Genomic DNA, 20,486 nt, shown 5'->3' with positions numbered 1-20,486 from the left:
AGAAGGTAATTTTATGGTTAATGAAAAATGTCATGTGTTTACACCGACTTATATTGTAAAAAAAATGCTTGATGAAGTCGGTTATACAGTTGATTTATATGGAAAAAAATTCTTAGAAAATTCTTGTGGGGATGGACAAATTTTATGTGAGGCAATAAAGAGATATATTGAAGATTGTAAGAAATGTTGCATTGCTGATGATGATATTATAGATGGGCTTAAACGTGATTTTTTTGCTGTAGAGTATGACAAGATAAATTTTGAAAATTGTAAAAAAAATCTTGACATAGTTGCTAAATCATATGGATTAAATGATGTTGAGTGGAATATTGTAAACGATGATTTTTTATCTTTAGAAATAAAATCATCGTTTGATTTCATAGTTGGTAATCCTCCTTATATATCTTATACAAATATTGATGAAGAAAATCGAAGATTTATTAGACAAAATTTTGCTTCATGTAAAAAGGGAAAATTTGATTATTGTTATCCGTTTATAGAAATGAGCTTAAAACATTTAGGTAAAAACGGTAAAATGGCATATTTAATGCCTACTAATATTTTTAAAAATGTATTTGCTAAAGATTTGAGAAATATTTTATTAGATAAAATAACAAAAATATTTGATTATACAACAGAAAAAATATTTAAGAATGTACTTACTTCATCATCTATAATTGTTTGTGAATTTGCAAATAAATATTCTAATATCAAGTATTACGATATAAGCAATAAAAAAACATTGTTGATAGATAAAACAAATTTAAATGATAAGTGGATTTTTAATAATGATTGTAATGATGGGGGAGTTTTGTTTTCGGATTACTTTCTGGCGGCTACAAGTGTCGCTACTTTATTAAATGAAGCATTTGTAATTAAGAATTACGAGGAAGAAGATGAATATTTCTTGGTTGACAATATTCTTATTGAGAAAGAACTCGTTAAGATAGCTGCAAGTCCTAGGTCACTAAGTAGGAATGTAGACGAATTAATAATTTTCCCCTATAAATTTGGAAATGCAGGATTAATAAAAATCGAAACAGAAACTATGGATAAACAGTATCCTGGAATCATAAAACACCTTGAAAAGTTTAGAGATAAATTGGAGTCTAGAGATTCAGATAAATCAAGTAAGTGGTTTGAATATGGTCGTTCGCAGGCTATAGATAATTTAAATCAGCGAAAATTATTGATGTCATTCATTGTCACAAATGGAGTTAATGTTTATGAACTAGACGAAAATACTATACCGTACTCTGGAATATATATTGTACCTAAAGCTAATTTGGATTTATCTTTAGCCAAGGAAATACTTGAAAGTGATGAGTTTTTTGAGTATGTAAAAAGAATAGGGATTTACGTAAGTGGGTCTTCTTTAAGAATAACAGCAAATGATATAAAAAATTTTGATATTAGCAAATGGAGGATAAAATGAGTTTACAAGATGAAATAAGTGAACGTTCAAGTAAAATATTTAGAGATGCCTATCAAATGTCTATTGGAGAACTAATAAATATATATAGAGATGGAGAAATGGATATACATCCAGAATTTCAAAGGGTATTTAGATGGAGTGAATCTCAGAAAACAAGATTGATAGAATCAATAATGTTAAATATCCCTATACCATCTATTTTTGTAAGTCAAAATGATGAAGGGGTTTGGGATGTAATTGATGGTGTTCAGCGATTATCTACAATTTTTCAATTTGTAGGGATATTTAAAGATGAAAATAATAAAGAAGTAGAACCATTAGTACTACAGAAGACAGATTATTTACCTTCATTCGATGGCATGATGTGGAACAATCCTAGTAATTCAGAAAAATCATTTACAAAGGAGCAACAACTAGCTTTTAAAAGAGCAAGAATTGATGTGATAATTGTAAAGAAGGAAAGTGATCCAAATACGAAATACGAGCTTTTCCAAAGATTGAATACAGGCGGGTCAAAGTTATCAGATCAAGAAGTTAGAAATTGTTTGATGATAATGACAAATAGAGATTTCTATGCATTTTTGGATAAATTGGCGAAAAATAATGACTTTAATGAATGTGTAACTATAACTGATAGAAAAGAAGATGAACAATTTAAGTTAGAATTGATTTTACGCCTTCTAATTGCAGTTAAAATGAATTCGGATGATACATCAAATTACAATGATTTAGGAGAATTATTGGATAGAGAAACTATTAAAATTCTTGAAACTATTAAGGAAGAAGACTATGAAATTATAGAAGATAGATTTAACAGAACTTTTAAGCTATTAAACGAATTGTTAGGAGAAGATTCATTTAAAAAATATACTGAGGATAAACATAAGGGAGCATTTTTAGTATCGGCATTTCAGGGTATTGCATCAGGCATTTACATGAATATTGATTATATAGAAAAAAATGAACCAGAGTCTTTGGTAGACAGAATAAGAAAGTTTTATGATACTGATATGTATATTGAAAGCACAAAAAAAGGAGCAAGAGCTGTACCTCGATTTAAAGATTTAACACTTTTAGGAAAAGAGTTTTTCAGAAATGAAGATTAAAGATTTAACTAGTTTAGAAGAGAAAATAGATGATGAATTGGCATGGAGAAAAAAAGAACTAACATCAATAAAAGTTGATGTTGAGTCATCTAAAACGAAAGAAAAAAGTGAACAATCTAGGGCTATAAGATCAGGTATCGCTATGCTATATGCACATTGGGAAGGTGCTGTTAAGTCAATAGCGGAATATTATTTGGTATATGTTGCAGGGTTGAATTTAAAATATGGAGAACTAAAGAACAATTTTTTAGCTATTGCAATGAAGCATTCATTAGATGAATTTGAAGATACAAAAAAAGCATCTATTCATAATAAATTGATAGATGAAATTTATGCTAAAAAAGAAGAATGTTCTCGTATTCCATGTAAAAATATAATTAAAACAGATAGTAATCTTAAAATGGATATATTTAAGGAAATTGCTGCTACAATAGGTATAGATAATAATCCATATATGCTTAAAAAAATGCTGGTTGATCAGAGATTATTGGGAAATAGAAATAAAATAGCACACGGAGAGAGGTTAGAGACGCTGGATGGAATTTCAAATGCAAATGATTATATAGATCTCCATGAAACTATTGTTGAACTAATAAATAATTTTGCACAAAACATTAAAGAGGCAGCTAGAAATGAAGAATATAGAATTTAATAAAGCTATCTCTCCATCTCCTTACCCATATATTTCTCATAATTTTTTCTGATTTGATATAGTTCTTTCATATCGGATTTTGCAGAAGAATACTCTTGCATTAGGGTATTCTTTTTTTTGCCTTTCGCTGTTTACTGTGGGTAACGCTTGAAAAGCGCGTTTCATTCCGATAGAATTATATCCATGGAAGACAGACACAGAAAGGCGGTTTTATCCATGGATACAGGAAGCTTGTTTGCCGTTGCTTTGAACCTCCCGCACCCTTGGCGCATATCTCAAGTGGAATTCAAGCCCACAGAAGATGCATCCATGGAACTGCATATTCATATCGCCTTCCAACGCGGAGGGAAGTTTCCCTGCCCGCAAGACCATTGCGGCAAAAGCTTTCCTGCTTACGACACAGCACCGAGAATTTGGCGTCATCTCAACTTCTTCCAGTATAAACTACACGCACAAACGTCCACTTTGTGGACATTGTGCGCCGCCCTTACAGAAGCCTAGCCAATCGGTCTGCACCTTCGGCTTGACCTCTTGGGGCTTCATGGTAAATTCCATTCCGCCGCTGTCGCAGACGGCACAAATAGAGATGAAAACAAAGGTGCGACACGCCCTTGTTTGGTATAATCTTCTTGAGAGGAGAGATACCCTACAAAGCACGGGGAAGCGAGTTGAGGATTGTCAACTCTCTCGATTCAAGTCAGTATGGTAAACGGTGCAAGTCCTGCCGCTCAAGCACAAATAAGTGGATCTTTCAGACCGTACGCTAATCATTGGCATAGACTTATCGTTTTGCTTGGCATAGACAGGCAATGTCTCTCCTCAACCATGAGAGGAGGATTGTCAACATGAAAGTCGTTTGCCCCATCTGCTGTGGCATCGATGTTCACAAAAGCTTTCTCGTTGCCACGATCATATCCGTAACCAAGATGCAGACACTCTCTTACAAAAAGGAACGCTTCTCCACGTTCAACAAAAATCTTCAAAGGCTCAAAAATTGGCTCATCGAAAATGGCTGTTATGACGTTTGTATGGAATCCACCGGCAAATACTGGGTTCCCGTCCTCAATGTACTGGAACCGGAAATGCGCGTTGTAATTGCCAACCCGAAATGGGTGCGGGCGGTGAAAGGACACAAAGACGATGCCAAAGATTCCAAGTGGATCGCCGAGCTGTTCTGCTTCGGTCTTGTCAAAGGCAGCTTCATCCCCAGCAAAGACATACGCATACTGCGTGAATTTACGCGCTACCGCTCTAAGCTCACCAACATGCGCAGCAGCGAGAAGAACCGCTTCCAAAACGGCTTCACTGTCTGCAACATCGCCTTGGATTCCGTCGTTTCCGATATGTTCGGGACATCTGCTCAGCGAATCACCAAGTATTTGCTGACGGACAAAGAACCAATGGCGCAGCATTGTTCGACCCTGCTCCATCGCACTCTCAAAAAGAAAGCTGTTGCTGTCGTTGAATCCATCGAAGGGTTTCAACTCACAGAGGAGCAGAAGTTTCGAATGCTGCAGATACGTCAGCATATGGAATACTTGAATGCTGCAATACAGGCTCTCGACGAAAAACTTGATCAGATGACTGCACCCTACGCTGCGGCCATTCGTCTCTTTTGTACAATCCCGGGCATGAGCCGTGAATCCGCCCGAACGATTCTTTCTGAGATCGGCACGGATATGACGCAGTTCGGTTCTTCCAAGAGGCTTTGCAGTTGGGCCGGCCTGACTCCCGGAAACAATCAATCCGCCGGTAAGAAGAAGTCGGTTCGGATTACCCGTGCAGGGGTATACATCAAGCCGATGCTTGTGCAGGTGGCTCATGCAGCCGTGAAATGCACCAGCCAGCCCTACTACAAAGTCAAGTATGAAAATATCGCGCGTCGCCGTGGCAAGAAAAGAGCCATCATCGCCATTGCACGCATGATATTGACAGCGATCTACCATATGTTCAAAACCGGAGAAGTGTTCTGCCCCACTGATCTTCGGCAGATCGATATGCCTGAGGAGTTAAAGGAAAAGCATCGGTCACGCAAGATACAGAACGCCATTCATCTCCTGAAGCAACAGGGGATTTTGACCGAAACTTTTGTTGCTCCAACATGTGCATAATTCAAAAAACGAGCCTTAATAGGTGTGTTAAGGTCGGTCTTTTTTGATATAATCCACCTCCTGATATTTTCACGCTAAAACCTACATACATGCCGATCTCCCTCGCATACAATGCGAAAAACATGGCGTGAAGACCGTACAGGTGCCTTGGGCACGCGAGGGATCAGGTTTCACGCTTCTCTTTGAGAGCTGGGTCATAGAGGTGCCAAACATCTGCCCGTAGCCGTCATTGCTCGTATGGTCGGAGAGCATTACACGAGACTATGGAGATTCATCCATCATTATGTGGACAAGGCTCGCGCGTTGGAGGACTATTCCGAAGTCACCGCCATCGGCATGGATGAAACCAGCAAGAAGGGGCATAACTACATCACGGTCGTCGCCGACCTTTCCCAGCGCAAAGTCATCTTCGTGACCGATGGCAAGGATTTTGCAACTGTCCGGCGGTTCGCTGCCGACTTTGAAGCCCACCGAGGCAATACGGAAAGAGTCGGTCTCATCATCTGCGACATGTCGCTCGGTTTCGCAAGGGGATTCAGGAATCCTTCGAGAACAGTCAGACTATCATCGACAAGTTCCATGTAATCAAACATGCCAACGAAGCCGTGGACAAGGTTCGCAAAATGGAAGCCAAGGAGAACGTCTTGTTGAAGAACTCCAAGTATCTGTGGTTGAAGAATGATGCCAATCTGACGGAAAAACAGCGAGAGAAAAAGGAAACGCTCCAGAAGAAGCATTTAAAGACAGCGCGTGCCTGTGCTATGCGCATCGAATTGCAGGAAATCTACGAGCAATCCGTCCATCGAGACGAGGCGGAACAGCGTTTGAAAAAGCTCTGCAGCTGGATGATGCACGCAAGGCTGGAACCCATGAAGAGGTTTTGCGGCACGATTCGCAATCATTGGAGCGAGATCCTGCACTACTTCGAGCACCCCTATACGAACGCCATTCTGGAAGGGATGAACAGCATCATACAAAACATCAAGCGTCGCGCCCGAGGGTTCAGGAATGATGAATATTTCAAGACCATGATCTATCTAGGATGCGGCAAGCTGAATCTCAACATCCAGATCCCATAATTTGTCCATTGGTAGAAGACTGCATGGATGTAAAGAACATTCGTTCCTTTCGCCTACCCATATCAAACAGCGAGGAGCCTGAGTTATCAACTATCGAACAAGTGATAAAATTGTTTATATTACTTGATATTGCTTAACTGAAGCTGATGCAGATTGAACATTGAACGCAGAGCTGAATGAGTCAAACGTCCTTGATTCTCCTGGAGGAATTCTGTCCCGAATCTTTTCTTGTTTTCTGTCAACCACAGCACCGTTTCTATTTTTATAAACTATTTCCACTTCTATATTGAAATATGTATGTGTACCAACATTTTTTATAGTTCCATTGCATACTGCAGAAGCATCAGTGCCAGACAGTCGATTTATTTTGCATTGCAAGCCACGATCTTGCATTCGTCTTTCTTTCTCTGCTTTAGCTTGTGCAGCCCGTTCCATCATTCTCTGACCAGCAGGGCTTTCAGCATATCTCTGTGCACTTTCAGCAACACTTTTCAAAACATCAAACAAACCCATTGCACAAAACTCCTCCCACCTACTAATCAATGCAACTTACTTCTTAATGGTATAGAAAAGTTATTTTGTATTTGCTCCACAGCTATTACAACGATTATTAAACCATGTAAATTTTCCACATGATGGACATTTTTGTCCTTTGCCTCCTTTACCGTCATTAGACGGAAGGTTTACGGTTAAGCCACAATTGGAACATACCAACTTGTTTCCCTTGTTCCAAAGTGTTTGTTTTCCACATTTCATACACATTTTTCCCGCCATAGAACTCTTCCTTCCTTTTACTTTTATGAGCGATATACAAAATTATATATATATATATATATTGTCAACAAAAAATCCCCCCCAAAAAAATAGATACAAAATGTTGTGGTCAAGCGTTTTTGTAACACGAGTGTCCAATAAACTTATGTCGAATACCTCGCTTCGAATGGCGTACGATAGCCGTTATAAGAATGCGGTCGTACATGGTTGTATGTGGTATAAGCAAAATGCTCCACTGCGCGATAGAGAGATTCCTCATCTCGATATTCATGAAGATAAATTTCTTCGTTCTTCAGCGTATTGAAATAGCGCTCCATAGGAGCGTTATCATACGGGCATCCAGCCTTGCTCAGGCTTTGCGTCAGATCGTGTTCCTCGCAAAAGTCGGTGAACGCCTTCGATGTGTACGGGCTGCCCTGAACGCTATGAAGAATCAGCCCGTTGCTGCTCTTTCGTTGACTGCTGAGTGCTTTGCCAAGCGTTCGGATTGCTAAATCGCTCGTTATACGACGATCCGTCAAACTTGCAACAACGCTGCGATCATACAGATCAATAATCGTACAGTTGTATCGGACATCGCCTCCTTTGAGAAATAAATAGGTGAAATCTGTTGCCCATTTCTGATTGATTTGTGTTGCCGTAAAATCTTGCTTGAGCAGATTCTCAAACTTCTTATGCTCTGTGCCGCCTTGATATCTCGGAGCTTTTTGCCGCACAATAGAGCGCAATCCCAGTTCTGTGTTCATGTACTTATGAACCGTCAGAGCTGAAAGATGAATGCCCTTGCGCGCCAAATGAATTTGCATCCTGCGATAGCCGGCAACGCCGTTGGTTTCATGGTATATGGCTTGAATTTGACGAAGGATGGTCTGTTTTCGGGCAGCCTCCTTTGCTCGTCTGTGTTTTCGGTAGTTGTAATAAGCATTCGGATACATTCCCAACCGCCGCAGCAACCACCGAATGCCAAATAGATTCTGATGTTCGTCTATGAATCGATATGCCTCTAGTCGATTCCCTTTGCGAAGAATGCCGCCGCTTTTTTTAGGAAAAGATTTTCTTTTCGTGCTTCTGCAAGTTCTTCGCGCAAACGACGATTCTCCTTCATGAGCTCCAGATCATTTTGGGCGGTTGGATTTTTTGAGGCGTTTTCTTGGCATTCTTCGCTGAATTCTTTGCACCATTTGCAGATGCTTGCTTTTGAAACTCCATACTCTGCCGTCAAGCTTCGGTATGTGCGTCCCTCTTCGATATGAAGTCGGACGATCTGTTGTTTAAATTCTGGTTCATAATGTTGTTGTGACAAGAATCGAATCCCCTTTCATTCGGTGTTTCCCATTAGATATTCCTGTTACAACTTTAGTTTACCACAACACGCATACGCCCTTGGATACCTTACTCCAAAGCAGTATCGGGAACGGTTCACACCCAAACGAGAAAAAGCTGATCCTTGATAAACGGCTCATTGCGAATGGATTCCATAAGCATCCGAAGCATCATAAAAACATTAGTTTTCAACGGTTGTCTAACTCTTCGATAGGGTTTGTCTAGCATTTAGCTTTTTATAAATATCTCCTGCGTCATGACTACATCGACGATGATGACCATGTGACGGAGGCTTATCGTACAGCTCTTGCAGCGGGGATGCTCGCGCCTCTGCCTGAGACGCTCGCGCCGCTGGCGGAGGGCGTGCATCGTCTCGTGCAGGCAATTTATGACGAGAGTGTGCTGCGCACGATGATCGCGGACGCGGGGGCGACGAAGATACCGGAGAATAAGCTGAATGAGCGGTTCCATCGGACAGAGTTCCAAAAACTTTGGAAGAGGATCAATCACAAGTACGCCTATACGGTTTCCTTTGACTCCAGCGAACTCGTGCGGACTGCCATCGACCATATCAACGCGGAGCTGAGCGTCAGCCGTCTCCAATATACGATTACCTATGGCGGTCAGCAGACCGATCTGGATGTGGGCATGGTGGCGGATGGCAAGAGCTTTACCTACGGCAAGAGTCGGACGAGCACGCTGAAACGCGCACAGGGAAGCACGGTGACCTATGATCTGATCGGTCGTATTGCGGCGGGAACAACGCTCACGCGGCGGACGGCGGCAGCGATTTTGCAGGGCATCAAGGCCGAGGCATTTGCGAACTACCGTGACAACCCCGAGGAGTTCATCCGCACGGTGACGCGGCTCATTCTCGAGCAGAAGGCGACGCGCATCGTCGATCATATCGAATACGATACGATTGAGGGCAGCTACGATTCGAGTATCTTTGCGACGGAGAAGCGTCCCTACGCCGAGGCATACGAGGCGGAGAAGGCGATTCAGAACTACGTGTTCACGGACGGCAATGTGGAGAGGAAATTTGCCCAGGATCTCGACGGCAGGGACGAGGTGCTGATCTACGCGAAGCTGCCGCGCGGGTTCGCCATCCCGACGCCGGTTGGTAACTATGCGCCGGATTGGGCGATCGTGTTTCGCGAGGGGAAAGTGCGTCACATCTACTTCGTCGCAGAAACGAAGGGAACGCTCTCCTCGCTCCAGCTTCGCCCGATTGAGGCGGCAAAAATCGCGTGTGCGAAGAAGCTCTTTGAAAAACTGCACAGTGACTGCGTGATCTACGAGCATGTGAATGATTTTCAGACGCTGCTCCATCGTGTGATGAAGTGAGTGTGCATCGAGCTGTGCCTGTTCCTTTGGACGGAGTTCCGTTAAACTAAGGCCATGGGGCTGCAGACTGGGATTCGGAATTATGCGAAGAAGAACAATGCCGCTGCACAGGAGGATCCGGCAAGTTGACATCCTTGCAGTTGACACATAGCTCTGCAGAGGGGCGGGTCGCTATTTGGATAATTTTGTGTTATAATATAATTGAGTGCAGTAACCATAGGGCGCGGAGAAGGAGACGGGGATATGAAATACGATGTTACGATCACGAATATTGGAAGTCTGGCCCATAACTTCCTGGAAAACAGCTCGAGCATCATCCTGCTTGATGAAGGCGTACGCCCGAATCTTTCGGAAATGGTCGTCGAGCATACAGCCGGCGAGCTTACGGAAGATATCAAGACAGGCGATACGCTCATCATGGGCGCAAAACGCAAATTCAAGGTCGTATCCGTCGGCGATGCGGCAAACGATAACCTGCGCAAGGAGGGGCATTGCACCATCGTCATCAACGCGGAAGGCTCGATGCCCGGACAGATCATCGTCAAGGGAAATCTGCCGCCGCGCCTCAATGTCGGCGACAAGATCATCTTTGAATAAACGCAGGAGCAAAAAGGGAAGGTCTGCGCAGAACGAATGCGCCGGACGTTCCCTTTTCGTTTGAGGAAATCGACTGCGGAAAATATTTCATTGGAAATTGATTTGTCAAGTCTTGCACAGGCGCATAGGTTATGCTATGATATGGTCAAAGCAGAAGCCGCCTGAAATGCACGCGAGCTTTACTTTATGTCTAACCTACAGTTTTCTAAGGGAACCGGGATAGGCTTGTGGATGCTGGATCGTCTTGAGCGAATAGCAGAAGCAAGGCTCGAGGTACCCACCTGCGAGTCGCAGGTTTTAGACATATGAAGCGAACGACATTTTGGACATCTGCTTTGAAAAGGGGTCGCTAGAAGGTTCATGGCTGGTGGTCTCTTTTCGCTTGTGTGATGTCTGTAAAGCAGCCCCTTATGCAAGCCGGATGCTTTACAGGCTTCACTCTTTTTTATCCTTTTTTTGCACGAGCGGTGCTTTGGTGATGATGTTTTCGCCAAAGCGCTTTTTTAATGCATCGATGGCGCCGTAGAGGCGCTCTTTTTTTTCGTCGACAAAGAGGGAGGGTAGGGCGTCTTTTTCAAAATTTTCCGCGGTGATGCCGAGGAGGCGGATGCCGCTCTTTATGCCGAGTTCGCGGAAAAGGCCGCGCGCTGTGTAGAAGATGGGGCCGTCGTGGCAGGTGGCTTCGGGCAGGGTGCGGCTGCGCGTGACGGTGGAAAAGTCGCTGCGCCGGAGTTTGAGCTGGATGGTGCGTGCTGCCGCCCCGGCAAGGCGCAGGCGCCAGCCGACTTTTTCGGCAAGGGCGAGGAGGGCGCGTTCGGCTTCTTCGGGGCTTTCGATATCTTTTTCGAAGGTCGTTTCCTTGCCGATGGATTTTGCTTCGCGTCCGCTCTCGACAGGCCGCTCGTCGCGCCCGAAGGAGAGTTCCCTGAGTGCGCGGGCGGCTTTTTGCCCGATGGCGCGCGCGAGGCGGCGCTCGTCCATTTTTTGCAGATCGCCGATGGTTTTGAGGCCGAGCGCCTGCAGCTTCTCCTCCGTGCGTCTGCCGACGCCCCAAAGGCGGCGCAGCGGAAGCGGGGAGAGGCGGGCGACGGCGTTTTCCGCGCGGATCTCGACGAGGCCGTCGGGTTTTTCGAGATCGCTTGCGAGTTTGGCGAGGAACTTGTTCGGTGCGATGCCGACGGAGGCGACGAGGCCGGTTTTTTCCCGGATTTCCGCCTTGAGTTTTTCGGCGAGGGCGCGCGGCGAGGTAGCGAGCAGCTCCATGCCGGTCATGTCGAGGAAGGCTTCGTCGATGGAAAGCGGCTCAACGAGCGGCGAATAGCGTGCGAAGATGGCGAAGATGTCGGCGGAAACGGCGCTGTAGAGCGCGTGGTTTCCCGGCACGAAGATGCCGTCGGGGCAGCGTCTCCGTGCCGTTGCCATCGGCATGGCGGAGTGGACGCCGAAACGACGTGCTTCATAGGAGGCAGTGGAAACAACGCCGCGTGCAGAAAGCCCGCCGACGATGACGGGCCGTCCCCGGTACTCCGGATGCTCGCGCTGCTCGATGGCGGCGAAAAAGGCGTCCATATCGATATGAAAAATCGTGCGCTGCATGGTCACACCTCCGTGGCATGGTTCGGGGTACGGAGAGGTCACCGCTCCATGGGGACGATGGCGAGCGTCTTGCCCAAGGGGGCGAGGAGCTTCATGACGGTGGCGATGTTCGGGCTTGTCGTGCCGCGCTCCATGCGGGCGATGACCGGCTGCTTCACGCCGCTCAGTTCCTCCAGCTGCTTTTGCGTAAGGCCGCGCTCCCGGCGAGCCTTTATCAATTCGCCGATCAAGGCGACGCGCAGGTTGCTCTCGGCGATTTCCTCGGGGGTCATGAGAGATTCGATATAAGCGATTGCATCTTCCCCGACGGCACTGTTTTTATTCATAATCAACGCTCCTTTCCATAAGGTCGGCAAGGTTTCTTTTTGCTGTTTCGATTTCACGTTTCGGTGTTTTCTGTGTTTTTTTCAAAAAATGATGGAGCAGGACGAAGCCGCCTTGGTACCATGCCGCAAACAGGATACGATCACGAATGGGCCGCAGTTCCCAGATGTCGCCGTCGATATGCTTGATATACGGTTCTCCGGCCTGCGTGCCGTAGATGCTGAGAATTTTCATGTAGGCGCGGATCTTGCTCAGCTTGATGCGGCTGTTTTTGTCGCCTTTTTGGGCAAGAGCCGCAAGGTATTCGGCAAGGGGACGCTTTCCATTCTTGTCGCGGTAAAAATATATGGGGTGCATATATGCGCTCCCTTTTATAATTATGCCTTAAAAGTTATCGGAGGGCAAGCCGGTATTTTCTTTTCCTTGCTTTCAGCGGAACAAATCCGTGATTTCCTCTTCCGACAGCTTGGCCAGGAAATTTTCCCCGGGTTGTATCATCTGGTCGATGAGAGCTTTCTTTTTTTCCTGGAGGGCGTAAATTTTTTCTTCGATCGTGTTTTTCGTGATGAATTTCAGGACTTGGACGTTGTTCTTTTGGCCGATGCGATAGGCGCGGTCGGTGGCTTGATCTTCGACGGCGGGATTCCACCACGGGTCGTAATGGATGACCATGTCGGCGCCCGTGAGGTTCAGCCCGGTGCCGCCGGCTTTCAGGGAGATGAGGAAGACGGGTTCCATGCCTGTGTTGAAGTCGCGCACGCGGCGGATGCGTTCTAAGGCGGGCGTCGAGCCGTCGAGATAGGCGTAGCTGAGCTGCATGGCGTCGAGGCGCTGGGCGATGTGGGCGAGCATGGTCGTGAACTGGGAGAAGATGAGGATGCGGTGCCCTGCCTCGACGGCGTCGGCGACGACTTCTTCGAGCAGATCGAGCTTGCCCGAGCCGCCTGTATAATCTTCGAGGAAGAGCGAGGGGTCGCAGGCGATCTGCCGGAGGCGCGTTAGGATGGCGAGGATTTTCATGCGGATTTCGCCGAAGCCATGCGCCTTGAGCTCGGCGGCAAATTCTTTCTTGGCCTGCACGAACCAGGCGGCATAGACTTTCTGCTGCTCTTCGGTCATTTCGTTTGTCATCTTGCGCTCGACTTTGTCGGGCAGTTCGTCGAGGACGTCTTTTTTCATGCGGCGCAGGATGAAGGGGGAGATGTAGCGGATGAGGTCGGCGCTGGCGTGTGGATCCTTGGCACGCACGATGGGCATCTCGAAGCGGGAGCGGAACATCGTGCGGCTTCGCAGGTAGCCCGGCATCAGGAAGTCGAAGATGGACCAAAGCTCCGTCAGGGTGTTTTCGATGGGGGTGCCGGTCAGCGCGAAGGAGGCGTCCGCCCGGAGGCTTTTGACGGCCTTGGCTGCCTGCGTCGTGGGATTTTTGATCTGCTGCGCTTCGTCGAGGAAGATATGGCTGAAGCGCTCTTTTTCGTAGAGTTCGAGGTCTCGTTTGAGCATGTTGTACGTCGTGATGACGGCGTCGGCGGGCGCTTCGCCTGTCCGTCCGAGGGCGCGGGCGAACGCCGCTTCACGCTCCTGCTTTGTGCCTGCAATGACGGCGGCTCGGAGGCCGGGCGCGAATTTTTCTATTTCATCGAGCCAGTTGTACATCAGGGATGTCGGTGCGACGACGAGGGCGGGCGGCCTGTCTTGTGCGCGGTGTGCGAGCAGGAAGGCGATGACTTGCAGCGTCTTGCCGAGCCCCATGTCGTCGGCGAGAATCCCGCCCAGACGGTAGGCGGCGAGCATCGAGAGCCAGGCGAAACCTGTCTGCTGGTAGTCGCGCAGTATGCCTTTGAGTTCGGCGGGCGGCTCGATGTCGGCATCGACGGGATTCTTGATGTCGCGCACGATGTTTTTGAAGCGTTTGCTGCGTTCGAGGCGGATGCCTTTTTCTTCCTTGGCGAGCGCGTCGAGGTAGAGCGCCTGCCGGAGAGGCAGGGAAATCTTTGCCGCATCCTTGTCCTTTTTGATGCCGACGCTCTCGATGAAATCGGAAAGTCCCTGTAGCTGCTGGTCGGCCAGCGTTACGAAGGTTCCGTCCTTGAGGCGATGGTAGAGGCGCTTCTCGCGGTACGAGTGCAGCACGGCTATGAGCTCGGCGAAGTCGAAGCTGCCGGCGCCGAGCGAGACGTCGAGCAGATTTTCTTCACTGACGGAAATGCCGACCGTCACGGGCGGCAGACGGCGCACGGGTTTTTCGTGGAAGGCGTCGGCATAGTAGATGTCGGTGATGCGCGAAAGCTCTGGCAGCGCTTCGTCGAGGAAGAGGAAGCTCTGCTCTTCGTCGGGCTGCACGAGCGAGGCGTCTTCGACGAAGAAGTCATAGGCATCGAAGAAGGCGCGGATATTTTTTTCCGCCGCCGCGTCGCGGATGAGCTGACGCCCGCTCGCCGTATGGTGCGGCGCGGGATCCTTGACGGGGTTGAACTGCACGTCCTCGTAGCGAAATTCGAGCCGCGCAGCGAGGCCGTCCTTATAGTAGTCGATATAGACAGCGGCGGAAAGCGGCATGATTTCGTAGCGTTCGGCGAAGCTGGCGGCGACATGCACCTCGGCGACTTTTTCCAGCTCGGGCAGGATCCTGCCGAAAAAAGCCGGCATGTCCTGTGCGGCGATGGAAAGGCTGCGCGAGCTGCCGAAGGCTTCCATCGTCGGCTTGAGGCTCGCGGTAAGGGCGGGCGGCACGCGGTAGACCGTGTCGTCGAGCAGCACGAAGCGTCCGTCGCCGTCGAGCATGTGCACGTCGTCGGTGGCGAGCACGAGACGTCCTGTGCCGTTCCGGTCCAGGACTTCGAGGCGGATGGGAGGCGTGCCGTCCTGCACCGTGACGCTGCGTTCTTTTTTTCCGTCGGCAGCGGCGAGGAATGCATGCTCCCCCATGAGGGAGAAGAAGCGTTCGAGCAGGCTCGGCGAGAGCTTGAGGCGTTTGGCGTCAAAGATGCGGCTGCCGCCGCCGGTACCGCGAAAATAGCTGCTGGAGTAGAGACTGCTTTCCTCGTCTTTCCAGACATCGAGCAGAAAATGCCAAAGGGCGGCGGAAAGTCCGGCGGCGAAGGTCGCAGCCTTTGGATCGACGGTCAGATTCTTGCCGAATTCTATGGGATAGCCCGCGCGGAACGAGAGGAGAAAATCCTGTATGCTGCGCATGACGTAGAGCCGTTCGCGCCCGAGGCGGAATTCAAGCCAGCATGTCGGGCGATTGTATTCGCGCTCAAAGAAGAAATGCGGCTCGATGAAGATGGGGGAGATTCCCTGAGGGCGGCGGGGGCACGGCGCCCTTCTTCTGCAAGATGGGCGCGCTTTTCCGCCCGTGCGAAGCAATCGAAAATGCGCCCCGTGGGCTTGGCGCTTTCTTTGTCCAGGCTTGCGTCGAGCTGGCTCGACTGGATGGTTTTGAGGAGGGCGACGACATGCTTGCAGGCGCCGGAGTAAAGCGAGGCCGCGGGACAGGTGCAGTCGTAGGCCTCGATGTTCTCGCCCGCAGGGTCGAGGCGCACGCGCACCTCGTAATCGCTCGTGCCCTCGACCGTCGCGACGTAGATGGACGTGTTCGGACGGCGCGTGATCTCGGTGACGCGGCCGTCCTTGAAGTAGCGGCAGCCTTTGCGGTAGGCCATGTTGTTGGCAGACGCATGTATGGAAGAATCCTTGAGCACGGGCATCTCTCCTTTGCCTGGGGCTTGAGCGTATGAGGAATGTATGATAGTATCATACGAGAAAAAGGAACCGTATTTTAAATGATGGAAACCGTATCCCTTCATTCTAACAGAAATCTTTTTTACCGTAAACTTGCTGCTGCATGAAGAGATCTCGTCGGTCCGCCTCGGCGGCAGACCGTTTTGGAAAGGAGAGCACATGGAACTTTCCCACGCGCGAATCCTCATCATTCGCTTGAGCTCCATCGGCGATGTGCTCCATGCGACTCCTGTGGCGAGAAATATGCGCCGCGCCCTGCCGCATGCGCGGATTGCATGGCTGGCAAGCCCCCCGGCAGCAGACCTCCTCACGCATTTTTCTGATATCGACGAACTGATTGTCTGGGACAGGCGGCCCTTCGACAGGGCGGTGGCCGCCGGCAATATCCTTGCGGGCCTGCGCTTCCTGCGCGAAGCAAAGCGCCTTCTCGCGCCGCACCGCTTCGATATCGTGCTCGACGTGCAGGATCTCTTCCTGACAGGCATTCTTGCGCGCCTTACGGGTGCGCAGATGCGGATCGGCATACGCGAACGCAGCGAGGGAGGAGGATTCTTCATGACGATGAAGGCGCCGAGGACGGAGGAGCCGCACAAGGTGCGCCGCTACCTTTCGGTGCTCGCCCCGCTCGGCCTGGCGCACGACGATACGCGCATATCGCTCGATCTGCCGCAAGAGCTTGCGGGTTTCGCCTCCTCGTTTTGGGCGCGGCACGGCATCGATGCGCAGCGCCCCATCCTTCTCGTGAGCCTGCGCACGACGTGGAAAAGCAAGGAGTGGCCGCCCGAGAATTTCGCCGCAGCGCTGCGGGAAGTGCCTGAGGATGTGCAGATCGTCTTCTCCGGTGCAAAAAGCGACGCGCCCTTCATCGGAGCGGCGCAAAGGGAACTCGAAAAAAGCCAGCGGGGGCGCTCCCTTTCCATTGCCGGCGAAACAAGCCTCATCGAGACGGCGGCGTTGATGCGGGAGGCGACGCTTCTCTTTTCCCCCGATACCGGCCCTTTGCACATCGCTGCCGCCGTCGGTCTGCCGACACTGAGCCTCTGGGGACCGACGCGCCCCTCCATCTACGGCCCCCTTCATGGGAACAACGTCTTCTTCGAAACGCCCTACGACTGCCCGCCGTGCTGCAAAACGCACTGTCCCCATGGCACGAACGCCTGCATGGCAGCCATCGAGCCCTCCGCGGCAGCGCGCCGCCTCAAGGAAGTGCTCGAGTGTTTGCGGAAATAAGTTTCGCAGGCTTTGAGAAGAACGGAAAACAAAAAGGCTGAAGCCGGATGGCTTCAGCCTGAAATTTCTTGGTGACTCCTATGGGATTCGAACCCATGAACCCGCCGTGAGAGGGCGGTGTCTTAACCACTTGACGAAGGAGCCGCGTTAACATGTATATTATATTACATGTTTTCGAGTTTTGCAAGGCTTTTTTTCAGCCGCTCCAAGGAATTTTTTTTGCCGAGCATGAAGAGGGCTTCGGTGACGCCGCCGGGCGTTACTTTTTGGCCGGAAACGGCGATGCGGATGGGCCACATGACGGCGCCCTTCTTCTCGCCGCACTTTTCGACAAAGGCGTCGAGGGCGGCGTTGATGGCGTCCGGCTCCCACGGCTCGATGGCTTCGAGCATCGGGAGCGCTTCGGGCAGAAGCGCGAGCGCCTTTTCGGGGTTCGTCTTGTTGCGCTTGTTCGTATAGCAGTCGAGATCATAGTCGGGCATCTCGAGGAGGAAGCGGATCTGATCGGGGATTTCGCCGTAGCGGCTGAGGCGCGGGCGCAGAATCTCGGCGATATAGTCCCATTTTCCGGCGAGCTCTTCCGGCAGGTCGCCGGCGAAGGGACGCGCGTCCCTGGCGAAAGCCGCGGGTTCCATGGCCTTGAAGTATTCGCCGTTCATCCAGTCGAGCTTCTTGTAGTCGAAGATGGCGGGCGATTTGCTGATGCCGTCGAGAGAGAAGGCACGGCCGAGCTCCTCCATCGTGAAGATTTCCTGGTTCGTGTCTTTGGGCGACCAGCCGAGGAGCGCGACGTAGTTCGTGACAGCTTCGGCGAGGTAGCCGAGGTCGAGCAGCTGGCCGAAGCTTGCGGCACCGTGGCGTTTCGAGAGTTTCGATACGGTGCCGTCCTCGGCCTTGCCCATGACGGGCGGCAGATGGATGAACTCCGGCAGCTCCCAGCCGAAGGATTCGTAGAGCAGGATGTGTTTCGGCGTGGAGGTGATGTATTCATTGCCGCGGATGACGTGGGTGATCTCCATCAGGTGGTCGTCGACCACATTGGCGAAGTTGTAGGTCGGCATGCCGTCGCGCTTGAGGAGGATCTGATCCTCGAGCTCGCTGTTTTCGATGGTGATGCTGCCATGGATGAGGTCGCGGTATGTCGTCGAGCCCGTGAGCGGCATTTTCTGACGGATGACATAGGGATCGCTCGCTGCAAGATGCTTTTCGACGGCTTCGGCTGAAAGTTCGCGGCAGGTACGGTCGTAGCCGCCGAATTTGCCGTCCGCATGATCGTGTCCCTTGGCTTCGCAGAAGCAGCGGTAAGCGTGGCCGCTGGCGACGAGTTTTTCCGCGTATTCCTTGTAGATGGCTTTGCGTTCGCTCTGTACATAGGGACCGAAGGCGCCGCCCTTTTCAGGGCTCTCGTCGGGGATGATATGGGCTGCGGCAAGGCTTTCGTTGATGACTTCGCGCGCGCCTTCGACGAAGCGGTCCTGATCCGTGTCCTCGATGCGCAGGATGAAGACGCCGCCTTGGGATTTGGCGAAGAGATAGCCGTAGAGCGCCGTCCTCAGGTTGCCGATGTGCATGTAGCCCGTGGGGCTCGGCGCGAAGCGCGTGCGTATGGGATTGCTCAATGTGATTCCTCCTGAATGATTGGGATGATTGCGTGCGGCAAGAATGCAGGCGCAGATGGCTGCCTTGCATTGCGTGCTCCCTTGAGTATAACAGTATTGCGGGATTTCTGCAATTTAGGAAGCACGGATAAATTTGCATGAGGGCATTGCCTGGCTGGGAAGCCGCTCTCATTTCGTCAATATTTTACAGCGGCATAATCGATCTCTTGTTCAGCTTTGACAATGTTCGCCGTAGTGCATACTATGATAGTAGAATTCAACGCCCCTTTGGCGATGGGGCGCATATTCTCTATGTCAATGGAGAAAATCGTGACGACACGCCGCTTGGACGTCTGATGCAGGATTTCTTCTGCGAGCATCCGGAGCAGATGAACTATAAAGAACTGGCCAAACGCGCAGATTACTTTAAGGCAGAGGCAGAAGGGGTGAATGCCATGGCACGTTCTCTGCTTGCGCTGAACGTCCCTGTTGAGGTGATTGAGAAGTCGAGCGGCTTGATGCGTGCGGAGATTCTGGCACTGCGAAAAGCAGAAGGGAGCGTCTGCTCCGCCCCTGGAAAGGAGGGCGCTGCAACGTAGACGAGAAACGGCTCAAAAACAGACAACAAGCGAGAACCGGCAGAGGTTCTCGCTTGTTGTCTTATACCGTTATCTCAATTTGATTCCCTTCCATACCGATGATGCAGCTTTCGTAATATCCATCTCCCGTGGTACGCGGTCCGCTGATGACCTCGTAGCCGTCGGCTTCCAGACGAGCGGTAAGGGAATCGACCGCTTCTTTGCTGCCGACGCTGAAAGCGATATGGATTAAACCTGTTCTGGCGAGAGCCTTCTTGTCATCGGTCATACCGGGCTTCTTCATAATCTCCAGCCTTGCCCCCTCATCAAAAGATATGAAGTAAGAGCGGAAATCCGTATTTTTATTGTGGTAGCCATCGTTGGCATTGCCGTTCAGATATTTTGTGAAGAATTCCTTGGTCGCCTCCAAATCATTCACGTACATGGCAATGTGCTCAATCTTCATCGTTCAGTCCTCCATTTCATGCTCCGCATTCGCTTTTTGTCTGCGGCATATCTTCGGTTGTTTGTACAGTCTGAGCAATTGCCTTTTCGTGGCTCGCGATACTTCTGGATTGATTCACTGTGCGTCCTGCTGCAGGGAAAGTCAAACAAAAACACCACATAAAAGTTTCTGGTTCATGGGGACGCTTCCTCGTCCATTCTTTCCAAAAGAAAGCTAACCGGGCGAAAGCCATCGTTGCAGGAAATCATCGCAGAGCGAGGGTTTTTCATCCAGCCCTCGTAAAAATTCTCCGCTCCGTGAGCAAGCGCCATGACGAAGGGCGACATAGACTGCCATGCACTCTCGCATAGGCTGTCCGGCTTTTGCCATCCATTGGCGATGAATACCGCTCCTTCCTCAAGATCGCAGGCGTGTTCGATGGGGTTCTCGTATTTTGCCATCAAATCCGGGTACGATGCCTTTCGCATCACAGTGATCCGCACTTTCTTCACGCCAGCCGCCTCCTGACATCCGAACTATATTTTAA

Annotated in this window: 18 protein-coding genes, 1 tRNA gene, 1 other RNA gene and 2 pseudogenes; 11 read left to right on the top strand and 11 right to left on the bottom strand. The window is 49.7% G+C overall.

Going from position 1 to position 20,486, the window contains the following annotated elements:
• Positions 1–13: 13 nt before the first annotated feature.
• The 6 genes and pseudogenes from ACRTGH_RS04015 to ACRTGH_RS03990 all read left to right on the top strand — a co-directional run.
• A complete protein-coding gene (locus ACRTGH_RS04015; protein ID WP_368846757.1) occupies positions 14–1,435 on the top strand; it encodes an Eco57I restriction-modification methylase domain-containing protein in 1,422 nt (473 codons plus the stop codon).
• On the top strand, positions 1,432–2,541 hold the full coding sequence (locus ACRTGH_RS04010) for a GmrSD restriction endonuclease domain-containing protein (protein ID WP_368846758.1): 1,110 nt from the start codon (positions 1,432–1,434) through the stop codon (positions 2,539–2,541). Before ACRTGH_RS04015 ends, ACRTGH_RS04010 begins: the two co-directional genes overlap by 4 nt.
• Positions 2,531–3,193 carry an MAE_28990/MAE_18760 family HEPN-like nuclease gene (locus tag ACRTGH_RS04005; protein ID WP_368846759.1) on the top strand — a complete coding sequence of 221 codons (663 nt, stop codon included), beginning with the start codon at positions 2,531–2,533 and terminating at the stop codon, positions 3,191–3,193. The genes ACRTGH_RS04010 and ACRTGH_RS04005 overlap by 11 nt, the downstream gene beginning before the upstream one ends.
• A gap of 216 nt (positions 3,194–3,409) precedes the next feature.
• Entirely contained in the window at positions 3,410–3,694 is a 285-nt protein-coding gene (locus tag ACRTGH_RS04000; protein WP_368846760.1) for a hypothetical protein, read from the top strand.
• 344 nt (positions 3,695–4,038) lie between these two features.
• Positions 4,039–5,304, top strand: a complete 1,266-nt coding sequence (locus tag ACRTGH_RS03995) for an IS110 family RNA-guided transposase (RefSeq protein WP_368846761.1) — start codon at positions 4,039–4,041, stop codon at positions 5,302–5,304.
• Between the two features lie 64 nt (positions 5,305–5,368).
• A pseudogene (locus ACRTGH_RS03990) lies at positions 5,369–6,383 on the top strand (ISL3 family transposase); the annotation flags it as partial.
• A gap of 114 nt (positions 6,384–6,497) precedes the next feature.
• Here the strand turns inward: ACRTGH_RS03990 and ACRTGH_RS03985 are convergent.
• Both ACRTGH_RS03985 and ACRTGH_RS03980 read right to left on the bottom strand, forming a co-directional pair.
• A complete protein-coding gene (locus ACRTGH_RS03985) occupies positions 6,498–6,896 on the bottom strand; it encodes an FxLYD domain-containing protein (RefSeq protein WP_368846762.1) in 399 nt (132 codons plus the stop codon).
• 404 nt (positions 6,897–7,300) lie between these two features.
• Positions 7,301–8,460 (bottom strand): IS3 family transposase gene (locus ACRTGH_RS03980; protein WP_368846763.1). Its coding sequence is split into 2 segments (ribosomal slippage): positions 7,301–8,208 and positions 8,208–8,460, totalling 1,161 coding nucleotides; the frame shifts between segments, so codons are not numbered across the junction.
• A 302-nt stretch (positions 8,461–8,762) separates the two neighbouring features.
• On the opposite strand from ACRTGH_RS03980, the gene ACRTGH_RS03975 reads away from it, so the two are divergent.
• The 3 genes from ACRTGH_RS03975 to ssrS all read left to right on the top strand — a co-directional run bounded on the left by ACRTGH_RS03975 (position 8,763) and on the right by ssrS (position 10,757).
• On the top strand, positions 8,763–9,827 hold the full coding sequence (locus ACRTGH_RS03975) for a restriction endonuclease (protein ID WP_368846764.1): 1,065 nt from the start codon (positions 8,763–8,765) through the stop codon (positions 9,825–9,827).
• 243 nt (positions 9,828–10,070) lie between these two features.
• Positions 10,071–10,424 carry a PTS glucitol/sorbitol transporter subunit IIA gene (locus ACRTGH_RS03970; protein ID WP_368846765.1) on the top strand — a complete coding sequence of 118 codons (354 nt, stop codon included), beginning with the start codon at positions 10,071–10,073 and terminating at the stop codon, positions 10,422–10,424.
• A gap of 155 nt (positions 10,425–10,579) precedes the next feature.
• A non-coding RNA gene (ssrS, locus tag ACRTGH_RS03965) (6S RNA) lies at positions 10,580–10,757 on the top strand.
• 102 nt (positions 10,758–10,859) lie between these two features.
• Here ssrS and ACRTGH_RS03960 read toward each other — a convergent pair.
• The 5 genes from ACRTGH_RS03960 to ACRTGH_RS03940 all read right to left on the bottom strand — a co-directional run bounded on the left by ACRTGH_RS03960 (position 10,860) and on the right by ACRTGH_RS03940 (position 16,048).
• The gene (locus tag ACRTGH_RS03960) at positions 10,860–12,020 is read right to left on the bottom strand and encodes a DNA polymerase IV (RefSeq protein ID WP_368846766.1); all 1,161 of its coding nucleotides are present in this window, start codon (positions 12,018–12,020) and stop codon (positions 10,860–10,862) included.
• Positions 12,021–12,058: 38 nt separating this feature from the next.
• Positions 12,059–12,346 carry a helix-turn-helix domain-containing protein gene (locus tag ACRTGH_RS03955; RefSeq protein ID WP_368846767.1) on the bottom strand — a complete coding sequence of 96 codons (288 nt, stop codon included), beginning with the start codon at positions 12,344–12,346 and terminating at the stop codon, positions 12,059–12,061.
• Positions 12,339–12,701, bottom strand: a complete 363-nt coding sequence (locus ACRTGH_RS03950; protein WP_368846768.1) for a type II toxin-antitoxin system RelE/ParE family toxin — start codon at positions 12,699–12,701, stop codon at positions 12,339–12,341. Before ACRTGH_RS03950 ends, ACRTGH_RS03955 begins: the two co-directional genes overlap by 8 nt.
• A gap of 72 nt (positions 12,702–12,773) precedes the next feature.
• Positions 12,774–15,539, bottom strand: coding sequence for a DEAD/DEAH box helicase (locus tag ACRTGH_RS03945; protein WP_368846769.1), 2,766 nt, complete (start codon positions 15,537–15,539; stop codon positions 12,774–12,776).
• On the bottom strand, positions 15,488–16,048 hold the full coding sequence (locus tag ACRTGH_RS03940; protein ID WP_368846770.1) for an SWIM zinc finger family protein: 561 nt from the start codon (positions 16,046–16,048) through the stop codon (positions 15,488–15,490). Before ACRTGH_RS03940 ends, ACRTGH_RS03945 begins: the two co-directional genes overlap by 52 nt.
• Positions 16,049–16,247: 199 nt before the next feature.
• Between ACRTGH_RS03940 and ACRTGH_RS03935 the strand changes: the two genes are divergently transcribed.
• Positions 16,248–17,318: a glycosyltransferase family 9 protein gene (locus ACRTGH_RS03935; protein ID WP_368846771.1), complete on the top strand. Its 1,071-nt coding sequence runs from the start codon at positions 16,248–16,250 to the stop codon at positions 17,316–17,318.
• Positions 17,319–17,387: 69 nt separating this feature from the next.
• Here the strand turns inward: ACRTGH_RS03935 and ACRTGH_RS03930 are convergent.
• A tRNA-Glu gene (locus ACRTGH_RS03930) sits at positions 17,388–17,462 on the bottom strand.
• A 20-nt stretch (positions 17,463–17,482) separates the two neighbouring features.
• A complete protein-coding gene (gene gltX, locus ACRTGH_RS03925; RefSeq protein WP_368846772.1) occupies positions 17,483–18,937 on the bottom strand; it encodes a glutamate--tRNA ligase in 1,455 nt (484 codons plus the stop codon).
• A gap of 254 nt (positions 18,938–19,191) precedes the next feature.
• Between gltX and ACRTGH_RS03920 the strand changes: the two are divergent.
• Positions 19,192–19,515, top strand: a pseudogene (locus tag ACRTGH_RS03920) (hypothetical protein); the annotation flags it as partial.
• Between the two features lie 61 nt (positions 19,516–19,576).
• Here ACRTGH_RS03920 and ACRTGH_RS03915 read toward each other — a convergent pair.
• Positions 19,577–19,960 carry a VOC family protein gene (locus ACRTGH_RS03915; RefSeq protein WP_368846773.1) on the bottom strand — a complete coding sequence of 128 codons (384 nt, stop codon included), beginning with the start codon at positions 19,958–19,960 and terminating at the stop codon, positions 19,577–19,579.
• Positions 19,961–20,133: 173 nt separating this feature from the next.
• The gene (locus ACRTGH_RS03910; RefSeq protein WP_368846774.1) at positions 20,134–20,451 is read right to left on the bottom strand and encodes a TIGR04076 family protein; all 318 of its coding nucleotides are present in this window, start codon (positions 20,449–20,451) and stop codon (positions 20,134–20,136) included.
• Positions 20,452–20,486 lie beyond the last annotated feature (35 nt).

Source organism: Selenomonas oralis (genome assembly GCF_051603425.1).
In the GTDB taxonomy this organism is placed as follows: Bacteria; Bacillota; Negativicutes; order Selenomonadales; family Selenomonadaceae; genus Selenomonas; species Selenomonas sputigena_A.
The sequence above is the reverse complement of the archived record's forward strand: the minus strand, read 5'-3'. Positions and strand labels throughout refer to the sequence as shown.